General features: G+C 71.1%; 23 protein-coding genes. 10 read left to right on the forward strand and 13 right to left on the reverse strand.

From position 1 onward, the window contains the following. Positions 1 to 37: 37 nt before the first annotated feature. Positions 38 to 1216, reverse strand: a complete 1179-nt coding sequence (locus JEQ17_RS11650; protein ID WP_200395188.1) for a GDSL-type esterase/lipase family protein — start codon at positions 1214 to 1216, stop codon at positions 38 to 40. 16 nt (positions 1217 to 1232) lie between these two features. After that, the gene (locus JEQ17_RS11655) at positions 1233 to 1802 is read right to left on the reverse strand and encodes a TetR/AcrR family transcriptional regulator (RefSeq protein WP_200395189.1); all 570 of its coding nucleotides are present in this window, start codon (positions 1800 to 1802) and stop codon (positions 1233 to 1235) included. Between the two features lie 71 nt (positions 1803 to 1873). Here JEQ17_RS11655 and JEQ17_RS11660 point away from each other — a divergent pair, with 71 nt between their 5' ends. From JEQ17_RS11660 to JEQ17_RS11675, 4 genes are all read left to right on the forward strand, one after another. Further along, positions 1874 to 2365 carry an FBP domain-containing protein gene (locus JEQ17_RS11660; protein ID WP_200395190.1) on the forward strand — a complete coding sequence of 164 codons (492 nt, stop codon included), beginning with the start codon at positions 1874 to 1876 and terminating at the stop codon, positions 2363 to 2365. Positions 2366 to 2555: 190 nt separating this feature from the next. After that, on the forward strand, positions 2556 to 3134 hold the full coding sequence (locus tag JEQ17_RS11665; RefSeq protein ID WP_200401442.1) for a TetR/AcrR family transcriptional regulator: 579 nt from the start codon (positions 2556 to 2558) through the stop codon (positions 3132 to 3134). 165 nt (positions 3135 to 3299) lie between these two features. Then, positions 3300 to 4694 carry a hypothetical protein gene (locus JEQ17_RS11670; protein WP_234048162.1) on the forward strand — a complete coding sequence of 465 codons (1395 nt, stop codon included), beginning with the start codon at positions 3300 to 3302 and terminating at the stop codon, positions 4692 to 4694. A 16-nt stretch (positions 4695 to 4710) separates the two neighbouring features. After that, positions 4711 to 5436 (forward strand): hypothetical protein, encoded by a 726-nt coding sequence (locus tag JEQ17_RS11675; protein WP_200395191.1) that lies wholly within the window; start codon positions 4711 to 4713, stop codon positions 5434 to 5436. Positions 5437 to 5439: 3 nt separating this feature from the next. Here the strand turns inward: JEQ17_RS11675 and JEQ17_RS11680 are convergent, their stop codons facing one another. The 3 genes from JEQ17_RS11680 to JEQ17_RS11690 form a co-directional block, all read right to left on the reverse strand. Further along, on the reverse strand, positions 5440 to 5862 hold the full coding sequence (locus JEQ17_RS11680; protein WP_200395192.1) for an NUDIX hydrolase: 423 nt from the start codon (positions 5860 to 5862) through the stop codon (positions 5440 to 5442). 61 nt (positions 5863 to 5923) lie between these two features. Beyond that, positions 5924 to 6763: an isocitrate lyase/PEP mutase family protein gene (locus JEQ17_RS11685; protein WP_200395193.1), complete on the reverse strand. Its 840-nt coding sequence runs from the start codon at positions 6761 to 6763 to the stop codon at positions 5924 to 5926. Beyond that, the gene (locus JEQ17_RS11690) at positions 6760 to 7278 is read right to left on the reverse strand and encodes a hypothetical protein (protein ID WP_383393388.1); all 519 of its coding nucleotides are present in this window, start codon (positions 7276 to 7278) and stop codon (positions 6760 to 6762) included. The genes JEQ17_RS11685 and JEQ17_RS11690 overlap by 4 nt, the downstream gene beginning before the upstream one ends. A gap of 152 nt (positions 7279 to 7430) precedes the next feature. Between JEQ17_RS11690 and JEQ17_RS11695 the strand changes: the two genes are divergently transcribed. Next, entirely contained in the window at positions 7431 to 7850 is a 420-nt protein-coding gene (locus tag JEQ17_RS11695) for a hypothetical protein (RefSeq protein ID WP_200395194.1), read from the forward strand. A 9-nt stretch (positions 7851 to 7859) separates the two neighbouring features. Here JEQ17_RS11695 and JEQ17_RS11700 read toward each other — a convergent pair whose 3' ends face one another. The 4 genes from JEQ17_RS11700 to JEQ17_RS11715 form a co-directional block, all read right to left on the reverse strand. After that, positions 7860 to 9596: a DUF2264 domain-containing protein gene (locus JEQ17_RS11700; RefSeq protein WP_200395195.1), complete on the reverse strand. Its 1737-nt coding sequence runs from the start codon at positions 9594 to 9596 to the stop codon at positions 7860 to 7862. A gap of 84 nt (positions 9597 to 9680) precedes the next feature. Next, positions 9681 to 10730, reverse strand: a complete 1050-nt coding sequence (locus tag JEQ17_RS11705) for a rhamnogalacturonan acetylesterase (protein WP_200395196.1) — start codon at positions 10728 to 10730, stop codon at positions 9681 to 9683. Between the two features lie 18 nt (positions 10731 to 10748). Next, positions 10749 to 12161: an RICIN domain-containing protein gene (locus JEQ17_RS11710; protein WP_200395197.1), complete on the reverse strand. Its 1413-nt coding sequence runs from the start codon at positions 12159 to 12161 to the stop codon at positions 10749 to 10751. 1 nt (position 12162) lies between these two features. Beyond that, positions 12163 to 13245 carry a glycoside hydrolase family 43 protein gene (locus JEQ17_RS11715; RefSeq protein ID WP_200395198.1) on the reverse strand — a complete coding sequence of 361 codons (1083 nt, stop codon included), beginning with the start codon at positions 13243 to 13245 and terminating at the stop codon, positions 12163 to 12165. Positions 13246 to 13493: 248 nt separating this feature from the next. Between JEQ17_RS11715 and JEQ17_RS11720 the strand changes: the two genes are divergently transcribed. Both JEQ17_RS11720 and thrS read left to right on the forward strand, forming a co-directional pair. Next, positions 13494 to 15536, forward strand: a complete 2043-nt coding sequence (locus JEQ17_RS11720; RefSeq protein WP_200401445.1) for an autotransporter — start codon at positions 13494 to 13496, stop codon at positions 15534 to 15536. Between the two features lie 214 nt (positions 15537 to 15750). Beyond that, a complete protein-coding gene (gene thrS / locus JEQ17_RS11725) occupies positions 15751 to 17046 on the forward strand; it encodes a threonine--tRNA ligase (protein WP_200395199.1) in 1296 nt (431 codons plus the stop codon). Between the two features lie 24 nt (positions 17047 to 17070). On the opposite strand, the gene JEQ17_RS11730 is transcribed toward thrS, so the two are convergent. After that, the gene (locus JEQ17_RS11730) at positions 17071 to 18162 is read right to left on the reverse strand and encodes a sensor histidine kinase (protein ID WP_325176254.1); all 1092 of its coding nucleotides are present in this window, start codon (positions 18160 to 18162) and stop codon (positions 17071 to 17073) included. A gap of 10 nt (positions 18163 to 18172) precedes the next feature. After that, a complete protein-coding gene (locus JEQ17_RS11735; protein WP_200395201.1) occupies positions 18173 to 18880 on the reverse strand; it encodes a response regulator transcription factor in 708 nt (235 codons plus the stop codon). A 164-nt stretch (positions 18881 to 19044) separates the two neighbouring features. On the opposite strand from JEQ17_RS11735, the gene JEQ17_RS11740 reads away from it, so the two are divergent. Beyond that, positions 19045 to 20172 carry an endonuclease/exonuclease/phosphatase family protein gene (locus JEQ17_RS11740; RefSeq protein WP_200395202.1) on the forward strand — a complete coding sequence of 376 codons (1128 nt, stop codon included), beginning with the start codon at positions 19045 to 19047 and terminating at the stop codon, positions 20170 to 20172. 28 nt (positions 20173 to 20200) lie between these two features. Here JEQ17_RS11740 and JEQ17_RS11745 read toward each other — a convergent pair whose 3' ends face one another. Then, positions 20201 to 21457, reverse strand: coding sequence for a serine hydrolase domain-containing protein (locus JEQ17_RS11745; protein ID WP_234048163.1), 1257 nt, complete (start codon positions 21455 to 21457; stop codon positions 20201 to 20203). Between the two features lie 143 nt (positions 21458 to 21600). Between JEQ17_RS11745 and JEQ17_RS11750 the strand changes: the two genes are divergently transcribed. Both JEQ17_RS11750 and JEQ17_RS11755 read left to right on the forward strand, forming a co-directional pair. Beyond that, positions 21601 to 22308: a hypothetical protein gene (locus JEQ17_RS11750; RefSeq protein WP_200395203.1), complete on the forward strand. Its 708-nt coding sequence runs from the start codon at positions 21601 to 21603 to the stop codon at positions 22306 to 22308. A 124-nt stretch (positions 22309 to 22432) separates the two neighbouring features. Then, positions 22433 to 23110: a ThuA domain-containing protein gene (locus JEQ17_RS11755; RefSeq protein ID WP_200395204.1), complete on the forward strand. Its 678-nt coding sequence runs from the start codon at positions 22433 to 22435 to the stop codon at positions 23108 to 23110. A gap of 86 nt (positions 23111 to 23196) precedes the next feature. Here JEQ17_RS11755 and JEQ17_RS11760 read toward each other — a convergent pair whose 3' ends face one another. Next, positions 23197 to 24783, reverse strand: a complete 1587-nt coding sequence (locus JEQ17_RS11760) for a carboxylesterase/lipase family protein (RefSeq protein WP_200395205.1) — start codon at positions 24781 to 24783, stop codon at positions 23197 to 23199. Between the last annotated feature and the right edge of the window lie 173 nt (positions 24784 to 24956).

Raw genomic sequence — 24956 nt, forward strand, 5'->3', positions numbered from 1 at the left:
GGCGGTTGCCCAGGTCAGCCGGTCCTGGTGGACCAGGTCAGCCGGTCCTGGTGGTGAAGGGACCGCCTTCGCCGAACGCGAGCCGCGCGAAGTTCTCGCCGATGCGGCGGTGTCCGGCGAGGTCGGGGTGGACCGCGTCGGGCAGCGGGAACTCGGCGTAGTCCTTCTCGCCGTAGAGGTCACGTCCGTCGAGGTAGTACAGGTTCGGGTCGTCGGCCGTCCGCTGTTCGACGACCCGGGCGAGTTCGTCACGGATGATGTTGAGAGTCAGACGCCCGGCGGCACGTTCGGCGGGATCGCCCGTGGCCCTGAACCGCAGGGTCCCGCCGTCGAGTTCGGGCGCGAGGGGGCCGGGGGTGTCCTCCTGGACCGGGCACAGGACGGGGGACACGACCAGCAGCGGTGCGGTCGGATGCCCCTCGCGGACGGTGTCCAGGAAGCCGTGGACCGCCGGGGTGAAGGCACGCAGGCGCATCGCGTCGGCGTTGACGACGTTGATGCCGATCTTGAGGCTGATCAGGTCCGCGGGGGTGTCCCGCATCGCACGCGCGGTGAACGGGTCGAGCAGCGCGCTGCCGCCGAAGCCCAGGTTGACCAGCTCCACCCCGCTCCGACTTGCGGCCAGGGCCGGCCAAATGGCCGTCGGGTGCGTGGCGTTCGAGCCGTGACTGATGGAACTGCCGTGGTGCAGCCACACCTTGCGGCCGCGGTCGGGAGCCGGCTCGACGGGGGCATCGGTGCGCAGGGCGATCAGCTCGGTGATCTCCGTGTGCGGAAGCCAGATCTCGATGTCCTTGTCACGGGCGGGCAGTTCGGCGAACCGGGCGGTGCCGACGGGCCCCTCGGTCAGCTCGGCGGCCTGTGTGACCATGTCGACGATCGTGCGTACGTTGCCGCCGGCCACCGTGGCCTGGGCCGCGAGCCGGCCGTCGACCAGCAGGTCGTACACGCCGTCCGCCGGAGCAGGGAAGCCTCGGTAGACCCGCTTGGTGGGCAGGGTGTCCAGTTCGACGACGGTGGCCCGGGTGCGGAAGACCAGCCGCACGCCGGAGGGCTGCGCCTCGGCCACGGCGAGTCGGTCGTCGGGGATCTGGCGGCGGGCCCATGCGGGCAGGCGATGCGGCAGCAGGCCGTGCGGGGTCGGTTCCAGGTCCAGGAATCCGCGCAGCAGGTCCGCGGTGACGGGTGTGGTGATCCAGTCGTGTTCGGTGTTCATTGCCTCGTTCATCGCCTCAGGTCGTGGTCCAGGTGCGCAGCAGGGTGTCGAGGGAGTCCAGGGTCCAGTCCCAGGACTCCTGCGAGGGGACGGCGGTGTGGCTGAAGCCTCCGGCCATCTCCAGGCTCACGTAGCCGTGGAAGACGCTGCCCAGCATCCGGACCGCGTGTGTCTGGTCCGGCTCCGTCAGGTCGTAGCCGCGCAGGATCGCCCGCGTCATCTGCGCGTGCCGCACCCCGGCACTGGCGGCCGCCGTCTCGGCGTCGAGCCTGAACCGGGCGGCGTCGTAGCGGCCGGGGTGCTCACGGGCGTAGTCGCGGTAGGCGTCCGCGAAGGCGGCCAGGGCATCCTTGCCGGCCCGCCCGGCGAGGGCGGCGGCGACCCGGTCGGCCAGCTCCTCCAGTGCGAACAGGGCGATCCGGGTCTTGAGGTCGTGGGAGTTCTTCACGTGCGAGTACAGACTCGCGACCTTGACGTCGAACCGCCGGGCGAGCTCCGAGACGGTCACCTGGTCGAAGCCGACCTCGTCGGCCAGCTCCGCCCCCGCCCGGGTCAGACGCTCCGTGGTCAGCCCTACTCGAACCATAACCACCCTCCCTCTTGCCGACAACCATTATGCATTTGCCTAACACCTTTAGGCAAATTAGCCTGCCTCTTATGAAACCGCTGACCGAGCAAGAGATCCGTACCGCGTTCGTGAACTGCACCAAGGGCGAGGCGAAGCGCCTGTCCGTCCCCCGCGACCTGGCCGAACAGCCGTGGGACGAGCTGGACTTCCTCGGCTGGCGAGATCCCCGGGCCCCCGACCGTGCCTATCTCGCCACCGAGTTGGACGGCCGTCCGGTGGCGCTCGCGCTGCGCGGCACCGGTGGCGCTTCCTGGCAGACGCGGCGCAGCATGTGCTCGATATGTCTGACCACCCACACCGGGGGCGTCTCGCTGATGGTCGCCGCCAAGGCGGGCAAGGCCGGGCAGCAGGGCAACTCCGTGGGCGCCTACATGTGCAGCGATCTCGCCTGCCCGCTGTACGTGCGGGGCAGGAAGGACGCGGGCGTCGGTGCGCGGCTCCCCGAGTCGCTCACCCTGGAGGAGAAGATCCGGCGGACCGTCGCGAACCTCGGCGCGTTCATCGCCAAGGTCACCGCCTGAAGCGGCCGGCCGGGCAAGGCCGTCGGCGTCCAGCGGTCCGCCACGGGGTGACCGGTGGACCGCGCGGCCCAGGAGGCGAGGATCCGCAGCCGGCCGTGGCCTGACCGCCCGGCCACCGGAGGCCGGGACCAGCCGCCTTGCTACCATCTCCAGGTTTTTGGCCAGAACCCCCAGGAGAAGGTTGATGATGATGGCCCGTGCCGGGATCACGGCCGACCGGCTCGTCGAGGCCGCCGCCCTTCTCGCGGACGAGGTCGGCTTCGAGAGCGTCACGCTGTCCGCGCTGGCCCGGCGGTTCGGTGTGAAGGACGCGAGCCTGTACTCGCACGTCAGGAACCTGCACGACCTGCGCACCCGGGTCGCGCTCCTCGCGGGCGGCGAGATGATCGACCGGATCTCCACGGCGGTGGCCGGACGGGCCGGCAAGGACGCCCTGGCCGCCTTCGCCGACGCCTACCGGGAGTACGCGCTGGAGCGGCCGGGGCGGTACGCGGCCACCCAGATCCGTATCGACCAGGCCCTCGTCGCCTCCTCCCCCGCCTTCGCGCGGACCGCCGAGGTCACCTACGGGATGCTCCGCGCGTACGGCCTCGACGAACCCGATCTCACCGACGCCGTCCGCCTGTTGAGGAGCACCTTCCACGGCTACTGCGCCCTGGAGGCCTCCGGCGGCTTCGGCGCCCCCCGTGACGTACACGCGTCCTGGAACCGGACGATCGACGCCCTCCATGTGCTGCTGGAGAACTGGCCGAGGGCGAGCGCCCCGTAGCGACGCGGGACGGTGACATCCTGCGGTGCGCCGCGTGGGCGCGACCTGCCACGGCCAACACGCGCCTTTCACCCATGAGTTGCCCCTACCCCAGGTGCCCCCCTGACCACTTAGACTGGAAACTTCGCCGGTTTCAGGTGCCGCCCTGGGGGGAGGGAGCGCGCAGTGTCCCAACAGCAGCTCCGACGGGGCCCGTCCAGGCCCGATCCCGATCCGCACCTGCCCCATGGCCCGCGCCCCGCGCGGATCGTGCGCTGGCTGGGCGGCTTCGGCTGCGCGGCCGCCGGCTACGCGGTGTTCCAGTCCCTGGTCGGGGTGCTGCCGAACAGCATCGACGGGGAGTCCGCGCGGTACGCGATCGCCGTGGTGAGCGGACTCGCGACGGCCGTCGCGGCCTGGCTGTCGGCGGCGCTCCTCCGGTCCCGGTACGCGAGCACGGACAACTCCCCCGTACCGACCGGGCAGTTGACGGTCAACGCCGTGGCCATGTCGGGGCCGGGCCCGCTCCCGACGCTCTTCTCCGCCGCGTACGACACCCTCGCCGAACAGGTCTGCGTGGTCGACGACCCGGTCCGCGGGCGGCTCACCGGATGGGCGCACTCCCTCGGCGAGAGCGGACCCGGCCGGCCCACCTCGGTGGGTACCGCGTACGGCCTGCACATCATGCTCGACCTCGGGATGCCCGAGGGCCGGATCGGCGCGGGCGACCTGGTGGACACGCTGTGGCGGCTGCGGCTGCCCGACGGCGGCTGGTCGGCGCGCTCGCAGGGCTCCCAGGCCCGCCCGGAGGTGACCGCCCTGGTGCTGGGCGCGCTGGCCCGCGCGGGCGCCTCACGGGAGCGGCTGGCGGCCGAGGTGTCGGTCTGCGAGGCGGGCTTCACCCATGACCTCGACCGTACGGGCAGGGAGTTGACGCATGTCGTGACGACCGTGCTGCGCGGTCTGCTGCGTGCCGCGCCCGGTTCGGACACGCTGCCGCTGCTGCGGGACGCGCTCGTCGAGGGCGCGGTCACCGATCCGCGTCGTCAGCACCGGCGTTGCTGGGGCTACCGGCTCGCGCCCTTCCACGGCCCGCCGTCGCCGCTGCACACCGCACAGGCCGTGGTCGCCCTGGACCGTGCGGCCCGGGTGCTGGGCGGCGAGAGCGCCAACGGCCGCGCGGCCCGTGAGGACGGTGTGCGCTGGCTGCTGGCCTGTCCGGACGCCCCGCACGACGCCTGCCTGGATCTGGCCAACCTCCGCGAGGAGGTGCGCAGGCCCCGCACCGACGACCCGTCCCGCCACGAGGTCCTGAACGTACGGCACTTCACCGCCTCCTGGGTCGTCCGCGCGCTGCTCACCCCCGGTGCCCGGGACATCGCACGCGAGGACGGCCTGGAGGAGGAGTGGCGGGAGCGTCTGAACGGCGCGGTGAGCGCGGTGTGGGCGGGGCAGACGGACGGCATATGGACCTGGGTCCGCGACGACACCAGTGAGCTGCGCCGCCCCATGTGGATGACCTATCAGGGTCTTTCGGCGCTGCGGGCGCATGCCGTATGGGTATACCAACCGAATGGCTGAGACAGGAGAAGCGTGCATGGGTGGTCGGCAGGTCCTGGCGGCGCGGAGGCTGCTCGCCGAGGCACTGGACGGCGAACTGCCCGAACACGAAAGGGTGTTGGCGGCCCGTTCGGTCGTCGCCGAACTGGGCTCCCCCGACCGTCTGTTGGAGCTGACCGCCGAACTCGCCTCCGGTGAGGGCGATCCGGACGGCTGCGCCCGCCTCTCGTACCGGCATGTCCTCGGCTTCGACAAGCTCCTGCTCATCGACGGCGGCCCGCACCACATGCTGCGCGCCCATCTGTGGCACGCGGGACGTGGGGCGGTCGGCAAGGAGGACATCCACAACCACCGTTCCCCGCTTGCCTCTTATGTCGTACGGGGGCGGCTGGCGATGGAGCTGTATGCGCCCCGGGAGGGCGGCGGCATCGAGACGGACCGCTACCGGGAGTCCCTGGCGGACGAGTCGGCCGACTGGCTGCTGGAGCCGACGGGTCCGGCGCGGCTGCACCTCACGCAGGTCGCGGAGTACGCGGCGGGCAGCACCTACGCTCTTCCCGCGCACACCCTGCACCGGGCGTGGTGCGACACGGCCGAGCCGACGGTGACGCTCTTCCTGGAGACGGGGAGCGGACGCCGGCAGCACACCGACGTGTTCACGGCGGCGGGGCCGCATCCGGGGTCGGTGCCGAAGGTGCCGCTGGACGTGGCCGACTATCTGGCCGAACTCGACGCGCTGGCGGAGTTGCTCAGAAGCTCGTGAGAGTCAGGAGCTCGTGAGGGCCTGTCGGACGATGTCCAGGTTGTACGCGTCGATGTCGACGCTGTGCAGCTCGGCGGGGCTCAGCCACACGTACCTCTGATCCGGCTTCTGGAGGGTGATGTGCCAGGAGAGCGGCCTGACCAGGAAGTTCTCCTGCCAGTTCTTGATCTCATGGCCCTGGTACTCACTCACGAACGACGATTCGCCGACCTTCCGGACGACCTCGCCGAGAAGGCCCGTCTCTTCCTTGAGCTCCCGCAGCACACCGTCCTCGGGACTCTCGCCGGGCTCCAGCTTTCCGCAGGGAACGCCCCACACCAGGGGCAGGAACCGCTCGGTCTCGCTGCGGCGCACCAACAGCACACGGCCTTCGTGCATCACGACGGCGGCCGCCAGTCGCTTGTCGCCGGGGATCTCCATGTCCATGGTTCCTCGGTCCCTCGCCGGTCGGAGTCCACAGGGTTCTATACCCACGAAAGCATCAACGCTACCAGGGTCGCCCAAGCGTGTCCGGCCGTTGCGAGCCGGGCCGAACGAGCGCCTGCACCTCGCCGTACGTCGGTGCGGGCCCCTCGACGGGCAGGCCCGCGCGGATCAGGGCCGCCGTCTCCACCGCCGCGCCCAGCGCCCTGCGGTAGAGGAGCGAGCCGAGGCTGATACGGCGTACGCCCAGGTCGGCGAGCGCGGGCGCGGTCGGACCCGTGGGCGAATAGAGGATGTTGAGGGGCACCTCCAGGGTCTTGAGCAGGGCGGTGATCCGGGACGGTTCGGAGAGGCCCGGCACGAACACCCCGTCGGCGCCCGCCTGTTGATAGGCGTCGAGACGGCGACTCGTGTCGCCCATGTCACCGCCGCCGGCGCCCATGTCACGGCCGCCGGCGCCGTCGCCCAGCCAGTGGGTGTCGGTCCGGGCGTTGACGAACAGGCCCGGTACGGCGGACTTCACCGCCGCGATCTTCGCCGCGTGGAGTTCTACGGGTGCCAGGGTGCCGTCGGGGCGGCCGTCCTCCAGGTTGATGCCCACGGCTCCTACGGCGGCCAGTTCGCGGGCCACCCCGGCGACCTCGTCCGGGTCGTCGCTGAAGCCGCCCTCGGTGTCGACCGAGAGAAGGAACGGACCGCTGCCCAGCGCCAGGGTCAGATTCAGTGTCGCGTCACGGGTCGCCGCCGCCCCGTCGGGCAGCCCGGCGGCCGCTGCCACTCCCAGGCTGGTCGTGCCGACCGCCACGAAGCCCTGGGCGGCCAGCGCCGCCGCCGAGGCGTGGTCCCAGGCGTTGGGCAGCAGCAGCGGGGCGTCGGCGTGGTGAAGTGCGGCGAAGGCGGTCACGGCGTACCGCCCAGGTCTCCCACGGCGTCGGCGTAGTACGTGGATCCCGTGAGGTGGAAGGCGAGTTGGCGGAAGGTCCACCCGTCGCCGGGCGAGTGGTCGAGCTGCTCCTCGGTGAGCGCGGACAACCGGTTCGCCCAGATCCGGGCCAGCCGGCCGAGCCTGCTGCGGGCCTCGTCAAGGTCCTCCTGGGTGAAGGCCGCGAGATCGGCCGGTGTGGTGGTCGCGGACGCGTGCCAGTGGTCGGGCAGCGGGCACTCGCCGACGAGCCTGGCCTCCAGTTCGGCGAGGTGGTCCACCAGGTGGTCGGCGACCCTGCGGACGGCCTTGTGCGGAGTGTGGACGCGGTCGTCGACATGGGCGGGCGTCCCGTCCCAGGCGGTCCAGGTCGCGGCCAGCGCGAGGACGTGGTCGACCATGGCGGTGACGGCTTCCGCCGGGTCGCGGTCGTCGGTGACCGGGGCGTCGTCCCCGGAGGCAGTGGGCGTCGCGGCGGGTGCTTCGGACGTGGTCATACGGCAACGCTAGGGGCGGAACGCTTCGGCGCTCGCCGAACAGTCCGGGACCCTGAGGCGGACCCGCTCCCTCCGTGCAACCCCTGCCGGGACTCGGGCGTCTCAACCAGCGCCGGGCGCCCCTGCGTGCCCGGTACGGGGGAGGACGCACGATGGCCGACAAGGGGAAGCACGGCTTCGTCCGGAGCGTGCGGCGGTTCTTCTGGCTGCCCCGGGACATGCCACGCCGTCCGGCCGCGGCGATGCCCCTGGTGCGGGCGTGGCTGTTCGCGCTGGCCGTGGGTGCCCTCTTCGCTGTGTTCACCCCGGACGACGACGTCCTGACGCCGTCGATCATGACGGTCGTCCTATGGGTGGCCACGCTCGACGACGTGATCAAAGGTGTGCGGCACCGCTGGCCGGCCTTCCTGATTTCGTGGGCGGTCGGCTGGGGTCTCACCCGGCTGTCCGCGAAGTTGCCGGGGCTCGGCGATTCCCACTGGTACGAGTTCGCCGCCTTCGCTCCGACGACGGCGGTGGCCGTGGCCATGTTCGTCGGGATCACCCGGCTGCCGCAGAACCCACGCCTGTGACCCGCGCGCTCAGGCGCCCGGCCGCGCGGTGCCGACCGCGACCGCGCCCTCGTCCAGCCGGGCCCGCACCTCGCGTCCACCGCTCCAGCGGACGTGGATCTCGTCCGTCCCGTCCACGACGGTCACGGCCACCGACTCCTCCAGTGGGACCGGCTCAGGCTCGGCGGTGAGACGGGCGAGCGCGACGAAGACGGTGCCGGCGGCGGCCGTGACACCGGTCAAGCCGTCGGACGCGCTCAACAGCCCGTGGACCGGACAGAGTTCGGCTCGTGCTCCGCTGTCCCCGGTCGCCCATCCCGTGACCCGAACCGCCGTCCCCTCCGACGCGCCCGACACCCGGAACGCCCGTACCTCCACCGCGCCCTCGGCCAGCACGAGGCTCGTGACGCGGGCACCGGAGGCCGTCGTGTGACGGGAGGCCGCCCAGCCCTCGCCCACACCGAGCGGCTCGATCCCGGTGCGGCTCGGATCGTCCCCGACGATCACGCTGTTGTCGTACGACGGTGAGGGCGTCGTCACCGTCGAGTACGCGAGGCGCGTGTAGTACGGGTCGTAGCGAACGTCCTCGCTGCCGTGGTTGTGGAGGCGGACCAGGCCGTCCGAACTCGTCGACTGGAGAAGCCAGTTGGGCGGGCCTATCGGGTGGGACTCGTCCGCCCGTTCCGCCGGTCGGGGCTCCTCGGTCGCCGTCCACACCTCGTGGTCCGGCGGGAGCAGCAGGCCGAGGAAGCCCTTGCTCGCCCAGTACGGGGAGGCGGGGCCCGAATAGCCTTGCAGGACTGCCGAGTCGGGGCCGTGCCAGCCCAGGGTCAGCAGGCCGCGGTCGTCGACGGCTCCCCGGTCGAGGAAGTACTTCAGCGCGCCGGACGCCAGCCGCCGTGTCCCACCCGGCGACAGGGGCGTACGGCCGGTGAGCGCGCCGAGCCAGAGGGGGGCGGTCGTCGCGAAGCGGTACGTCAGTGAGCGGCCCTGGTGCATCGGGGCGCCGTCGCCGCCGAACAGGCGGGCGTAGTCGGCGAGATGGGCCGAGAGACGGCCGCCGTAGAGGTCCAGCAGCCGCTCGTCGTCGGCCAGCCAGGCGTGCAGCACCGGGTACAGGTGCATGGCCCAGCCGTTGTAGTAGTCGAAGGCCCGCCCCTCGCCGTCGGTGTACCAGCCGTCGCCGACGTACCACTGCTCGATGCGGTCGAGGCCCCGGTCGATCGCGGCACGGGACAGCGTGGGCTCGTATCCGATCTCTTCGAGGAAGCCGCCGACCGTCACCGGGAACAACTCCCAGTTGCAGGGCCAGGGTTCGGCCGTCAGCGCGTCGCCGAGCCAGGCGGCGGTCCGCTGTCGTACGCCCTCGTCGAGGCGGTCCCAGAGGAGGGGCCGGGTGAGGCGGAGGGCGAGGGCGATGGAGGCGGCCTCGACGAGGGGCTGACTGCGGTCCCCGATGCGGGGCCAGCTGCCGGCCGTCCCGGCCGCGAGGCCCTCGGCGTACCGCTCCAGGGCCTTCTCGTCGCGGCGGAAGGCGGCCAGCATCAGCGTACGGGCGTATCCCTCCAGGCCGTCGGAGCGGCGACCCGACCAGCTCGTGTGCTCGCCGGGCAGGTGGTAGAGGGCGCGGTCCCCGGTGGCGTACGGTTCCACGGCCGCGAGCAGGGAGTCGGCCGCCGCCTCCCAGTGTGCGCGCGTGTACCCGGTGTGCGGGCTGAGGATGCGGTCCTCAGGGACTCCTGCGGGACCTGCGGGGCCTGCGGACATCGGTCGGGCTTCCTGTCTCGCTCGGGTGGAACGGGCGGTACCTGGGACGCCCCGGTTCCGGACGGGACGCCCCAGGAGTCCAGCTCACCTCAACAGGCGCTCGGGCACCAGGTGTTGGGCAAGGAGTTCGTCGCGGACGAGTTGCGCGTACGCCGTCGCTCCGTACGCGGAGGTGTGGGTGTTGTCCCTCTTCTCGTTGTAGAGGTAGAGCGCCTTGGAGCCCTCGACACCCAGCGACTCGACCAGTGCCTTCGTCCTGGCCGTGAGGTCGATGAGCGGCACGTCGTGGGCGGCGGCGACCGAGCGGGTGACGGCCGGGTGGTCGACCCCGAGGCCGTTCACCAGCAGGGCCGTGCCGTTGTTGAGCGTGCCGTCGCTGTTGAACCAGCGGCGGACGATGGGGGTGACCAGAACCGGACGGCCACCCTTGTCCCGTACGCCCGCGACGAGTGTTTCGAGGTTCGCGCGGTACGTCGCCTCGTCGGTCTGCTTGTCGTTGTGGGCGAGCTGGATGAGAACGAGGTCGCCCTTGCGGATCAGCGGCTGGACGGTCGCGAAGAGCCGCGGGTCCCCGAGGTAGGTGACCGTACTCTCCCCGGAATCCCCGTAGTTGGCGACCGAGACGCCCTTGCGGAGGTACTGCGGGAGTTGCTGGCCCCAGCCGGAGTAGGGGTCGCCCGGCTGGTCGCAGACCGTGGAGTCGCCGACCAGGAAGATCTGCCGGGTGTGCCGGGCGGCGGCCGGAGTGACGCGGATGTCGGCGAGCGCGGGTGCCGAGCCGCCGACGACCAGGTCGAGACCGGGCGTGCCCTCGGCTCCGGTGGGTTCGCCCTCGGGTGTGCGGACGTTGACGGTGAAGGTACGGGTCACCGGCTCGCCCGCCGCGGTGGGCGTCTCGGCGAGCAGGGTGCGGCGCGTCTCACCGGTGATGCCGGTGCTCGCCGCGGTGTCACCGCCGAGCCGGACGCGTACGTCGTACGTGCCGGGCGCGACGTCGAAGTGACATGCCGTCGCGATGCAGTTCTCCATCCCCATCCCCATCCCCGTGCCGCGGCCGTGTGCCTGGGCCGGGACGGCGGACAGGGCCGTGGCGACGGTCAGCGCGGCCAGCAGGGTGATCGTCGTGCGTCTCAACGCGACTCCTCAATTCCCTCAAGTCCCTCGGGTCCACTGCTGGTTGGTCGCGCCGTTGCATGTGTACGTGATGATCGCGGCGGAGTCGGCGGTGGAAGCGCCGTTCACGTCCAGGCACTCGCCGCTCGCGCGGGACGTGACGGTCACGTAGGAGCCGCTGGTGGTGAGGGACCACTGCTGGTTGGTCGCGGTGGAGCTGCAGTTCTCCTGGGTGACGGTGTTGGCGTTCTCCTGCACGCACAGGGAGCTGTTGCGCACGTTCAGCTGGTAGTAGCCGCTGCCCAGGGACTTGAACCAGTACTTCTGGTTGTTGCCGCCGTTGCAGGTGTACTGCTTGATCTGGGCGCCCGCCCACAGCGACTGGCTGGTCACGTCGGCGCACTTGGAGGAGTTGCGGGCGATCAGCGTGTTGTACGTGGCGCTCGTGCCGGTGACCGTCCCGGCGGTCGTGTCGACGGTGACCTCCGGTGACCAGGGCATGGACATCGTGGTCGAGCTCGGGAAGGTCAACGGCAGCCACACATAACGGGAGTCGTTGACCGTGCCGCCGAAGGAGTTGCCCCAGCGGTCGCCCATGTAGAGGTACGAGGTGCCCGAACTCCCCTGCACGGGAAGGACGTACGCGGTCTGCGAGCCGTAGGTCGTCGAGTCGCCGACGTTGGTCATGGCCGTCCACGGGCCCGCGATCGAGGTCGCCGTGGCGTACTGCTGCTGGTTGGGGTTCCAGCCCGTCGCGCCCGAAGTGAGCATGAAGTAGACGCCGTTGCGCTTGAAGAGCGCCGGGGCCTCGCGGTGGCCGCCGTGCCAGGGGTCCGCGACCAGGCTCGCGATGCCTGTGTAGTCGGCGGTCAGGCGGTAGATCTGCAGGTCGTAGTTCTCGCGGGCCGCCGAGATCATGTAGCCGGCGCCGTCGGTGTCCACGAACACCGTGATGTCACGGGACATGTGCGTGCCGAGCGGCCGGAAGCTGCCCTGCCAGCTGTAGTTGCCGTCGACCGTGTCCGACACGGCGACCGCCGCGCGGGCCTCGCCGTAGTCGACACCGTTCTCCTTGTGCATCCACATCACGAACTTGCCGGTGGACGCGTTGTACATGACCTTCGGCCGCTCGATGTTCGCGGTCTCCAGTTCCGGGTCGCTCGCCTCGGTGAGGACGTGGTTGCGGAACTCCCAGTTCTTCAGGTCCGTCGAGCGGTAGGCGTCCACGTACCTGAAGGTGTTGTCGGCGTTCCGGTTCTCGCCGAACCAGTAGTAGTACGAGCCGACCTTGATGACCCCGCCGCCGTGTGCGTGCAGCGGATTGCCACTGGTGTCGGTGAACTGGGTGCCGTTGGTGACGGTCTGGGGCGCCGCCTGGGCCGGACCGGCCGTGGCCAGGGCGCCGGCCAGCGCGAGACAGAGGGCGAGGAGTACCGCGTACGCACGTCTCATCTCAGACACTCTCCTTCGAGGTGTCGGCCACGGGGATGCCGAAGTCGGGGGTGCCGTCGGGCTTCCAGCCGAGCCGTTGAATGCGGGTGTGCCGGTTGGGGTCGTTCAGCGGGTCGCCGACGATGTCCTTGTACTGGCGGGCGTGGTAGACGAGGACGTCGGTGCGGCCGTCCTCGGCGACGGTGAAGCTGTTGTGGCCCGGGCCGTACTGCTTGGTGGTGTCGTTGCTGGTGAAGACCGGTGTGGGCGACTTGGACCAGTTGGCCGGGTCCATGAGGTCGCTGCGGGCGTCGGCGGTCAGCAGGCCCATGCAGTAGTTGAAGTCGGTGGCGCTCGCCGAGTACGACATGAAGACACGGCCGTTGCGCTTGATGACCGACGGCCCTTCGTTGACCTTGAAGCCGATCACTTCCCAGGGCAACACCGGTGTGGTGAGCCGGACCTGAGGTCCCGTCAGGGTCAGCGGGTCCGCCATCTCGGACAGCCAGACGGCGGTGTTGTTGTCCATGCCGGGCTCGTGCTGGGCCCAGGCGAGATAGCGGGTGCCCCGGTGGGTGAAGGTGGTGGCGTCGAGGGAGAAGGTCTCCCACGCGGTCTTCAACTGGCCCTTCTCGACCCACTCCCCACGGAAGGGGTCGCGGCTCGCGTTCTCCAACACCCAGATGCGGATGGCCCAGATGTCGTTCGCTGGCGCGGCGGCGAAGTAGATGTACCACTTGCCGTCGATGTGGTGGATCTCCGGCGCCCAGATGTGCGCGCCCATGTCACCGCTCGCGTGCTTCGTCCAGATCACGGACTCGGCCGCCCTGGTCAGCCCGCGCAGGGTCCGGGAGCGGCGCAGGATGATCCGGTCGTACTCGGGGGCCGTGGCCGTGAAGTAGTAGTGGCCGTCCCTGTGACGGTGAATGTGCGGGTCGGCGCGGTTACGGACGAGTGGGTTGACGTACGGGCCGCCCGGTCCGGCCCCGTCGGCGGCGGCCTCGGCGACCCCGGGGACGGCCGTGAGAGCGCCCGCGGCCAGGGCGCCCTTCAGAAGGAGTCTGCGGCCGGGGACTTCGGACGGGTCGACGTCATTGCGGCTCATGCGTGTGCCCCTCCACGCTCATGTTCACAATTTCGAACAACATCTGACATTAAGAAACGCCGAAACCGTAAGGGCGCGTTCCGGGGAGGTCAACGGATCGGGAGCGATCCGAGCAGCGAAACTTTTGCGACCGAAGTTTCTGTTATCGGCCCCGGGTCACCTCCGTCTCCACGGACGTGAACAAGAACATCCGCGTACAGGCGGCGGGAGTCGGCGGGGCGCTCGCCGTCGTCGTCGCGACAGGAGTCATGGCACCGGGCGCGGTCGCGGCGCCCACCGGGGCGAAGGACGTCACGGCCGCGGTGCTCGCCGACCGGGACGTGACGCTGAGCGGCGACACGGTGGTGACGGTGCCGGCCGGGGAGACCACGTACGACGGGGTGTTCCGCGGCGAGGGCACGCTCACCGTGCGCGGCTCCGGCACTCTGATCCTCACCAAGGACAGCGACTTCACGCTGCCCGGGTCCCGGCAGCGGCAGCGGGTCGCCACCCAGGGCGGCAACCACCCGTACACCACCGTGAGCAACCCGGACCCGCCCGCGATCACCGTCGAGCGCGGGGCGACCCTCCAGTACGGAACGGGCGGCGGCACGGGTCTGATCGGCCACTTCCCGTACAACACCCCGGGCTACCAGCTGAACCAGCTCAACATCAGGGTCGACGGGACACTGCGGCTCTCCCTCGTACGGACCTTCAACCTCGGCACGATCAGCGGTTCGGGGCTGGTCGGCCAGCCGCGGTTCATGTGGGGCAAGCTCGACATCGCGGGCACGCATCCGTTCACCGGGGTGATCGACAACGGCACCGCGATGGACGCGGGCAAGTCCGAGTACCCGGTGTCCCTGCCGAACGCCCGCGCCATCCTCAACCAGGGCACCTGGACCGTCGACACACCGCTCGGCCAGACCGTCACCCTGCGGCAGAACTTCTACCAGCGGGAGTACGGCAGCGACATCAACGTCCAGTCGCGGCCCGGCAGCAAGGTCGTACTCACCGGCCAGTACAGCTGGTCGAACCAGGGCGGGGACACCGACCCCTCGCTCAGCGACCCGGCGCTCAACTGGCGGCCCGCACGCAAGAACGTCAACAAGCGCGGCACCAACATCAAGGGTGCCGACGTCCAGTGGGGCGACGGGACCACCGACAAGATCTTCATGCCGGGGACGGCCGAGACCGTCTACATCAACCTGCTTGCCGCCAGGTCCCGTTCACTGCTCACCTTCGACTACAACGGGCCCGTGACGCTCGGCGCGCCCATCGGCGGCGGCCGGTTCCACGACACGCTGTCCGCGCCGGGTGCCGGGGACGTCGTCATCAAGGGGACCAAGGGCAATGACGTCACCTTCGCCGCCGTGCAGTACTACGACGGTTCCACGACCGTCCAGAAGGGCGCGGTCCTGCGGCTGGGCAGCGGAAAGGCGGGCGGCGACGGCGGGCTGTACACGAATGGCGACCTCTACAAGGTCGTCAACGACGGCTCGTTGGTGCTCCGCAACACGTCCAAGCCGCTGGTCCTGTCCAAGATCGGCGGCAGCGGCTCGCTCACGCAGTCGGGCGCGGCTACGACCACGCTGACGGGCAAGGCGGTGACGTACACCGGGCCGACGACCGTCACGAAGGGCACGCTCGCGCTCGACGGGACGGGCCTGGCCCGCAGCAGGGCGATCCGCCTCACGGCGTCCGGCGCGCGACTCGACGTCCGCAGGGCGCCCGGCGCGGCGCTGAACCTGACCACCTCCCTGTCCGGCAAGGGCACGGTCGTCGGCTCGGTGACAAGTGCGGGCAAGGTCTCGGGCGGGGTGACGGTGACCGGGGACTACACGCAGCGCTCGGGCGGTCAACTCGTCGCAGGGGGCGAGGCGTTGAAGGTCGGGGGGAAGGTGAGGCTGGCGGGGAAACTGGACGCCGGGTCGGTCACTTCCTCAAAGACGGTCACGCTCATCGACCACGAGGGCAAGGCGAAGACAACCGGTATGTTCACCGGGCTGAAGGAAGGTGCCACGGTCGAGGCGGGCAAGGCCGAGTACCGGATCAGCTATCGCGGCGGCGACGGCAACGACGTCGTCCTGACCACCGTCGCCACCGCGAGCCCGTCGGCGACCGCCCGCGCCGCCGCCGAGTCGGCCGCCCCGAAGGCCACCCGTACAAAGAACGCAGCCGACGAAAGCTCTCTACCGCGTACTTGGTGGCCGATCGCTGCCGTGCTGACCCTGCTGGTGCTGCTCGTGATCCCGGTGACCAGGCGTCGGCGGGGACGGCGGAGGGGCGGACGACACGCGTCCGCGGGGTAACGGGCCGGTCGGCGGCGGGAAAACCCCGCGCGCACTCCCCCACCCCCTTGCTACCGTCCCTGTCATGAAGCGCGCCCATATGACGACGACGCCGGAGAGTGTCCCGGCGCGCTGACTCATGAGCCAGTCCGAAGCCCCGGGGCGAGTGCCCCGGGGCTTCTGCGTACCCGGTCACTCGCCCGGACCCCTTCCCGTCCGCGAGGAGACCGCCACCATGAACGACAACAGCACCGACCACCACAGCAACCACAACAGCAACAGCGACGACAGCCAAGAGCGCAGTGACCGTCACGACCATCGCAGGCTCGGCCGTGAGCTGGATCTGTTCGACACCGATCCGCTGATCGGCGCGGGGCTGCCGTACTGGCTGCCCGACGGCGCGACCGTACGGCACACCCTGGAGGAGTACATCCGCGGCGAGGAGCGGCGGGCCGGCTACCGGCATGTGTACTCGCCGGTGCTCGGCAAGCGGGAGCTGTACGAGATCTCGGGGCACTGGTCGCACTACAGCGAGGACATGTTCCCGCCGATGGAACTGGGCTCGGAGCAGGTCGTGCTGCGCCCGAGCCTGTGTCCCCACCATGCGGTGATCTACCGCTCCCGCTCCCACAGCTACCGTGAACTCCCGCTCAGAATGGCTGAGTTGGGGGGCATGTACCGCTCCGAGCTGTCCGGCGTACTGGGCGGTCTCACTCGCGTACGCGCGATCCAGCTCAACGACGCGCACATCTTCTGCACCCTGGACCAGGTGGCGGACGAGGCGGGGGCGGCGCTGGAGATGATCCGCCGGGCGTACGAGGCGCTCGGGATCGACCCGGTCCGGTACCGGCTGTCCCTGCCCGGCCCCGGCGGCAAGTACGTGGCCGCGCCCGAGCTGTGGCGGCGGTCCACCGCGCTGCTGACCGAGGTGCTGGACCGCTCGGGGCTGCCGTACGAGGCGGCCGAGGGCGAGGCCGCGTTCTACGGTCCGAAGATCGACGTCCAGGTCGCCGACGGTGCGGGCCGTGAGTCCACCCTGTCCACCGTGCAGGTCGACTTCCACCAGCCCGAGCGGTTCGGCCTGCACTACATCGGCGCGGACGGCGGCAAGCACCGGCCGGTCATGGTCCACCGCAGCATCATCGGCAGCGTGGAGCGTGCCGTGGCGCACCTCGTCGAGCAGCACGGCGGCGCCTTCCCGCCCTGGCTCGCTCCGACCCAGCTGGTGATCCTGCCGATCTCGGACGCGGAGCTCCCGAACGCCGTCTCCCTCGCCCGGCGCTGCGCCGACAGGGGTCTGCGGGCCGAAGTCGCCGGCCCGGAGAGCGGCAGCCTGGGCGCCCGCATCCGGGAGTCCCGTCTCGTCCCGTACCAGGCGGTGATCGGCGCGAAGGAGGCCGTGGACGACCGAGTGGCACTGCGGCTGCGCGACGGCCGCCGCCTCGAACCGCGACCGGCGGATGAGGTCGTCGACCGGGTCGCCTCACTGACCGGGGCCCACAGCACCGAGCTGTGGGACGGCCCGGCCTGACCGCGGCCCGCTGTCCGTAGCGGGTCAGCTCGCGCCGGAGACCGCGGCGGGCAGTTCCACCGTGATGTGGAGCCCGCCGTCGGAGCGCGGGGTGAGCGTGAGTGTTCCGTCGTGCGCCTGAGTGATGGTCTCGACGATTGCCAGGCCGAGTCCGATGCCCGCGTGGTCCGTGTGTACGCGTTCGGTGCCGCGCTGGAATCGTTCGGTGAGTGTGGAGGCCCGTTGTGGGGTGAGCTTCTCGCCGGTGTTCTCGACCGTGAGGACCACCGTGTCGGGGCGGGCGCTGGTGTCGACCCGCACGGTGCCCTGTTCGGGCAGGTTGTGGACGATCGCGTTGTGCACCAGGTTCGTGGTCAGCTGCAGCAGGAGCGCGTGCGATCCGAGGGTGGGGGCGATGTCGCCGGAGGTCTCGACGGTGACGCCACGCTTCTCGGCGAGGGGAAGGAGCGTTTCGGTGGCCTCCTCCGCCAGGAGGGACAGGTCGACGTGTTCCCGGGTGAAGGACCGCTGGTCGGCGTGGCTGAGCAGGAGCAGTGCTTCGGTGAGGTCGATCGCCCGGGTGTTGACGGCGTGGAGGCGGTCGATGACCTCGCCGGCGTCCCGGTACGGATCGGCGCGTGCCACGTCGAGGAGCGCCTTCGAGACGGCCAGCGGGGTGCGCAGCTCGTGAGAGGCGTTGGCCGCGAATCTCTGTTGTTCGGCGACGTGCGCTTCGAGCCGGGCGAGCATCGCGTCGAAGGCGTCGGCGAGTTCACGGAACTCGTCCTTGCGGCCCGGCAGCCGGATCCGGTGGGAGAGCGATCCGTTCGTGGCGGTGCGTGTGGCGTCCGTGATGCGGGTCAGCGGGGCGAGCATGCGGCCGGCGAGGATCCACCCTCCCACGAGGCCGAACACCAGCAGGAACGCCATGACCGCGGCCGCCCTCGGAGCGAAGACGTTCAGGAGGGCGGACCGGACGGGGAAGACACCACCCGTGGGCCGCTCCTCGGGGTTGTAGAGCATCGCCCGGTCGGGGACATAGCGCAGCAGGAACACCCACACCGCCCCGAGCAGCAGGGCGCCCGCGAGCATGAGGAAGCCGGCGTAGCTGAGGGTGAGTTTGAGGCGGACGCTCACACCGGGCGGCCTATCCACGGTCCCCTCCCCCGTGCCCGGCCCCGTGTCCGGCCTCCGGTTGGGTGTCGATGCGGTAGCCGACGCCCGGCACGGTGGCGATGATCCAGGGTTCGCCGAGACGCTTGCGCAGGGCCGAGACGGTGATGCGGACGGCGTTGGTGAACGGGTCGGCGTTCTCGTCCCACGCGCGTTCCAGGAGCTCTTCGGCGCTGACGGCACCGCCTTCGGCGGCGACGAGGACTTCGAGCACGGCGAACTGCTTCCGGGTGAGCGCGACATAGCGGTCGTCGCGGTAGACCTCTCTGCGGAACGGGTCCAGGCGCAAGCCTGCGATCTCCCGCACGGGCGGCCTGTTGTGGGCGCGTCTGCGGTCGAGTGCCCTGAGCCTGAGTGCGAGTTCCCGGAGTTCGAAAGGTTTCGTGAGGTAGTCGTCGGCGCCGAGTTCGAACCCGGAGGCCTTGTCGTCGAGCCGGTCGGCGGCGGTGAGCATGAGGATCGGCATGCCGCTGCCGGAGGCCACGATGCGTTTGGCGATCTCGTCGCCGGAAGGGCCCGGGATGTCACGGTCGAGGACGGCGATGTCGTAGGTGTTGATGCCCAGCAGTTCCAGGGCGGTGTCGCCGTCACCCGCGAGATCGGCGGCGATCGCCTCCAGGCGCAGCCCATCGCGGATGGCTTCTGCCAGAAAGGGCTCGTCCTCGACGATCAGCACACGCATACGCTCGATGCTACGAGCCGACGCATATCGTCGACATATCGAAAACCGCATACGCGCCGGCAACACCGCGCTCCCTTGACTGGGGGCATGTCCCGCAGCGAACCAGCACGAACAGGAACCGGCCGTGGCCGGCTTCGGCCCCGTCGACCGGGAGCCTCCACGCGATGACGACCAGCCCTCAGCAGGACACGCAGGAACCCGTGGTCGCCGACGCGCGGGACACGGCGGAGGCCGGACGGGGCGGCGCCGGCCTCCGGGGTGGCGGCTCCGGTGCCTGGCGCGCGGGCATCCTGCGGGTGATCCGCGCGGGCTCCCGGCCGGAGCCATGGAAGCGCGGCCCGGTGCTCGCGGCCCTGGCGGTGCTCCTCGGCCTGCTCATGCTGCTGCACGCGCGGATCCCGGACGGGCTGAAGAACGTCGGCAGCCTGGTGGAGACCTTCCTGCCGTGGTTCGGCCTGTTCGTCCCGGTGCTGCTGGCCGGAGCGCTGTGGCGCCGCTCCGCCTCCGCGGTGGTCGCGCTGCTGCTGCCGGTCACGGTGTGGCTCAGCCTCTTCGGCGGGCTGCTCGGCGACAAGTCCCACCCGGGCGGCGACCTCACCGTGGTCGGCCACAACGTCGGCGCAGGCAACCCCGACCCGGCCGGCACCGCCCGCGACCTGACCGCCTCCGGGGCGGACGTGCTGGCTCTCGAGGAGCTCACCGAGCAGGCCAGGGGCACGTACGAGAAGGAGCTGGCGAAGGCGTATCCGTACCACACGGTGAAGGGCACGGTCGGGCTGTGGAGCAGGCTGCCGCTGTCGGACACCCGGACGGTCGACGTCGCGATGCTGGGCATGGCCGGGCCGCTGGCGGAGCACCTGTCGGCCGAGGAGAAGGCGGCCACGCCCAGGGCGCTGCGCACGACGGTGGCCACGGACCACGGGCCGCTTGCGGTGTACGTGGCCCACCTGGGCTCCGTACGCGTCAATCCCAGGGCGGGCCTGTCGACGAGCCAGCGGGACGACGGCGCGCGGGAACTCGCCGAGGCCGTCGCGGCCGAGGACAACAAGCGGGTGGTGCTGCTCGGCGACCTGAACGGCACGACCGACGACCGCGCCTTCGCCGGCCTCACCTCGCAGCTGAGCTCGGCCCAGGAGACGGCCGGGGACGGTTTCGGCTTCACCTGGCCGGCGGGGTTCCCGGTCGTACGGATCGACCAGATCCTGGTCCGCGGCGTGGAGCCGCGGAGCTCGTGGGTACTGCCGGACACCGGCAGCGACCATCTGCCGGTGGCGGCCAGGATCAGCTGGTGACCACCGCGGTACGGGCAGGCAGGCGCTGTCAGCGCTCGCAGAACTCGGTCTCGACGGCCGCGTCCTCCAGCCGCTGCTCGCCCCAGTCGCCGTTGCGGTTCATGGTCATGACGCGCCGGCCGTCGGCCGAGGCGAGCGTCCGGGTCGCCGAGCCGGGGATCATGCCGCCGTGGCCCCATGCCCAGCAGCCCTCCTTGAGCTCGAAGTGCCGTATGCCGAGGCCGTAGCGGTCCTGCGGGCCGCCGTGTCCCTTGTCCCCGTCGACGTGGACCGCGTCGAGCAACTGCCGCTGCTGGGCGGGCGGCAGCAGCTCACCGGCCAGCAGCTCGGACAGGAAGGTGTTCACGTCTTCGACGGTCGAGACGATCTGCCCGGCGGAGAACGCGACGGTGGGGCTGAACTCGGTGACGTCACGCACCTTCGCCTCCGGTCCGTCCTCGAACAGCGTGGAGTAGTGCCTCGCGTGCGGTGCGGGCAGTCGGGGCGAGGTGCCCGGCACACTCGTGCCGCGCAGGCCGAGCGGCCGGACGACAAGACGCTCGACCGCCTGCGCGTACGTGCCGCCGGTGGCCTTCTCGACGACCATGCCGGCGAGTACGTAGTTGGTGTCGGAGTAGTCCCACCTGCCCGGCCTGCCGGGCCTGCTGCCCTGCTCCGGCTGGAAGTTGGGCGGGTGGGCGAGCGCGATGTCCACCAGCTCCTCCGGGGACCACCTGATGTGGCGGTTCCGGTCGAACTCGTCCCCCGCGTACAGGGCGCGGAAGCCCTCGTCCATGTTGTAGTCGAAGATGCCGCTCGTGTGGTTGAGCAGGTGGCGCACGGTGATGTTCCCGGGCCGGTAGCCCTTGCCGCGCACCACCCCGGGCAGCCATTCGGCCACGCTGTCGTCCAGCGAGATCCTGCCCTCGGCTTCGAGCCCGAGCAGCACCGTGGCGGTGAAGGTCTTGGTCACGCTGGCGACGCGGAACTTCTCGGCGGTGCTCCTCGGCCGCTCGGAGACCAGGTCACCGACACCGGCCCGGCCGTCCCACACACCGCGCGCGTCCCGTACCTGGGCGATGACACCGGGGGTGCCCTGCGCGACGATCTCGTTGAGTACGGCCTGGGTGTTCGCGTGCGTGGACTGGGTGTTCGCGTGCGTGGCCTGGGGGTTCGGGTGTAATCGGGGCGGAGCGTGGTCGGGTGGACCGGCCGGTGCGGCGGTGGCGGCGGTGAGCGTTCCCAGGGCGACGACTGCGACGGCAAGGACGACGGGGAGTCCACGAGGGGACCGTTGACGGCTCATGAGAACAGCTCACCAAGCGCCCGCTCCCCCACACCATCGGGAACACCCCGGAAAGGGGTCGGGGACACGACCTAGGGGTCGCTACCGGCACGACAGCCGCCAATCGCACCGCAGGGGAACACCTGTGCGGCAGGATGGCGCCCATGATCCGTGCCCCGCGTGCCGTGCGTGTCCTGCCGCTGCTGCTCCTGCCCCTGTTGCTCGTTTCCTGCGGTACGGAGGAGGCGGGGGCCGGGGCCGACACGGGCACTGGCACTGGCACTGGCACTGGCACGGAAGGTGCCGACAAGGGCACGGGCGGTTCGGCCGATCCCGCCGATCCCGCAGAACTCGCCGCCCGCGCACAGGCTTTGGGGATCGCCCCGGAACTCGTCTACGTCACCGAGGCGCCCGGGTTCGCCGTGGCCCAGCAGTCGGTGGGGGTGTTCGGGGGCGACGGGTTCCATACCGCGTACTTCTCCCAGAAGACCCACGCCCAGTTCGAACTCTTCGTGGACAGAGGCACGTTGACCGCGGAGAACTGCCCGAAGACACAGGTGGGGCAGGGGTCGGGCGAGTCGGTCGCCTGTGAGCGCGACGGGGACGCCTGGTACCGCAAGGCAGGTGGCCAACACGAGTACGCCGTGCCGCGCGACGGCCATGTGATCCGGCTCGTCGGCGCCGCGAACCGGCTGGACCGCGCCGTCCTGCGCAAGGCAGCGGAAGCGACACACCACCCGGACGCCGCCGAACTGACCGCCCTCCTGCCGCCGGCGCCCGACGGCGCCGCCGCCACCGAGCCGGTCGAGCGCGGGGATCTGCCGCCGGTCGGCGACGGTGCGCCCAACAACGAGGTGGGCGCGTCGGGTTGAGCGACCGGCCCGCCGGACCGAAAATTTCGGACTACCTGCCTGTGCCGCCGGCCCTCTGGCCATCCGACCCTCGCGACAGCACGGCGACTCGGCAGCACGACGACGCACCATAGAGTCGGATCCCATGGCAGCCCAGCGCCCGGAACCCCGTGTCCTCGTCCACACCCGCACCACGGACTACCGCCACGAGTCGATACCCGACGGCATAGCGGCCGTACGGTCGCTCGGGGCCGCGCACGGCTTCACCGTCCACGCGACCGAGGCCCCCGACTTCTTCGACGCCCCCGTCGGCCCGTACGCGGCCGTCGTCTTCCTCTCCACCAGCGGCGACATCCTGACAGCGGCGGGCCGGAAGCACCTCGCCGCGTACGTCGAGGCGGGCGGCGGCTTCGTCGGCGTGCACGCGGCGGCCTGTACGGAGTACGGCTGGCCCTACTACGGCGAGTTGCTCGGGGCCAGGTTCGCGCGGCACCCCGACCACCAGCCGGGCAAGGCGCTGGTCGAGGACCGGGATCACCCCGCCACCCGGCATCTGCCCGGCGTCTGGGAGCTCACCGACGAGTGGTACGACTTCCGCACGAACCCGCGCGACGCGGTGCGTGTGCTCGTCTCCGCCGACGAGTTCTCGTACGAGGGAGGCGGCATGGGGGAGGACCATCCGCTCGCGTGGTGCCGGGAACAGGGCGCGGGCCGGGTCTTCTACACCGCTCTCGGCCATGCCTCGGAGGCGTACGAGGACCCGGACTTCCGGCAGCACCTGCTCGGCGGTATCGGCTGGGCGGGGCGAATCCGCGCCCAGTGACGGGCGGACGAGACGGGCCCTTGTGAAGGGCGGACGGAGGCGGGCCCTGTGAGGGGCTGACGGAGACGGGGGCAGCCCCTCGGTCGTCACCCCCGCCGCGCACCTCCCGGCCTCCGAAGGCGCCGCACGACCGACAACGGCACCGCACCCGGCTTCGGCGTCTTCTGAGCCTTCCGCGTCCCCTGGTCGGCGGCGTCGGCCGCGGCCTCCGAGGCGGCGAACTCCGCTTCCCACAGGGCGAGTTCGCGATCCCGAGGTCCGTGCACGATCGCGGGTTCGCCCGCGCCGAAGACCCGTACCGGATGCGTGGCGTCCCACACCGGCCACCCCGGATCCCCCTCGACGGCGAACCGCACCCACGCCGAGTGCATCTCGTCGGCGAGAGTCTGCGGGGCCCCTGGCCCGGCGAGCTTCGCGGACTCGGGCACGTCGGCGGTGTCGAAGACGAAGCCGAGCTCCAGGGCGTGGCAGGCGCCGAGGCCGGGGACGTTGGAGGGCCAGGCGAACTCGTAGACGTACGAGGGTGCAGGGTGGGCGTCCGCCAGGCGGTGCAGCGGTACGCGGAGCAGATGGTCGGTGACCAGCTGGCCGACCAGGTCGGCGGTGCTCGCGTCGGGATGGACCAGCCGGTAGCCGCGCGGGACCTCGGGGCCGCAGCGGCAGCGGGCCATCGCGCCGGCCAGGGCGACCGGGCCAAGCCGGTCGATGCGTTCCAGGAGGCCGGTGGGCGCGAGCCACAGCCGGTACTCCTCGCTGGTCCAGCCCAGCAGCAGGTCCACGTCCCGGGCCGCGTCGCCGTCGAGCAGCGCCTCCAGCGGGTCGCGCGGCACGAGGTCGCCGTCGACGACGATGCCGAACGCGGGGCCGCCGAGGACCGGGCTGGCGCGGCGGCCGACCTCGGCCTGTGCCTCGGCCAGGGCGGCCCGGTCGACGGCGGCGAACGCCTCGGCGGTCGCGGGGATCTTCAGCCGGGTGGCCATACGCCGGACCAGGCGCCGCACCTTGTCCCGTTCCGTCACCTCGGGCGGCCCGCTCTGCAGTGCGGCCCGCCGGAACAGTCCCTTGGCGCGCGGGCTCGCCAGCAGCGCCCCGATGCTGATCGCGCCGGCGGACTCGCCGAAGACGGTCACCCGGTCCGGATCGCCGCCGAACTCCGCGATCGCGTCCCGCACCCACTCCAGCGCGGCGAGCTGGTCGCGCAGGCCCGGGTTGGCGGGGGCGTCCGGGAAGAGACCGTAACCCTCCACGCCCAGGCGGTAGTTGAGGGAGACGAACACCAGCCCGTCGCGGGCGAAGGCCCGGCCGTCGTACACGGGTACGGCGGATGAGCCGCGGGTCAGCGCCCCGCCGTGGATCCACACCATGACGGGCAGGCGTGCGCCAGGGCCCGGCTCGGGTGTCCACACGTTCAGGTTGAGGATGTCGTCGCCCGGCACGACCGGGTCGGAGAGCAGCTTGGCGAAGGCCTCGGAGTACGGCGGCTTGGGCGGTGTCGGCCCGAACGCGCCCGCGTCGCGCACGCCGTCCCACGGCTCGGGCGGGACGGGCGGCCGGAAGCGGCGGGGGCCGAAGGGCGGGGCGGCGTAGGGGATGCCTCGGAACACGGCGAGGCCGTTCTCGTAACGGCCTCGGACGGCACCGTAGGGGGTACCGACCACGGGACCCTCGGCCATTCGACCATCTCCTCACCTGAGCGGGAACCACAGGGCCTGCCCCCTCAGCGCATCACACAACACCTGTGTCACGCAGCCCCAGAGCAGCCCCTAGGGCTGCCGAGAACACCCCACAGAAGCCCCGGGCAGGCCCGGGGGCCCCATGGCGTTCCGTGGCATTCCCCTGTGGCCCC

Origin of the sequence: Streptomyces liliifuscus (assembly GCF_016598615.1) — a bacterium.
GTDB classification, from domain to species: Bacteria; Actinomycetota; Actinomycetes; order Streptomycetales; family Streptomycetaceae; genus Streptomyces; species Streptomyces liliifuscus.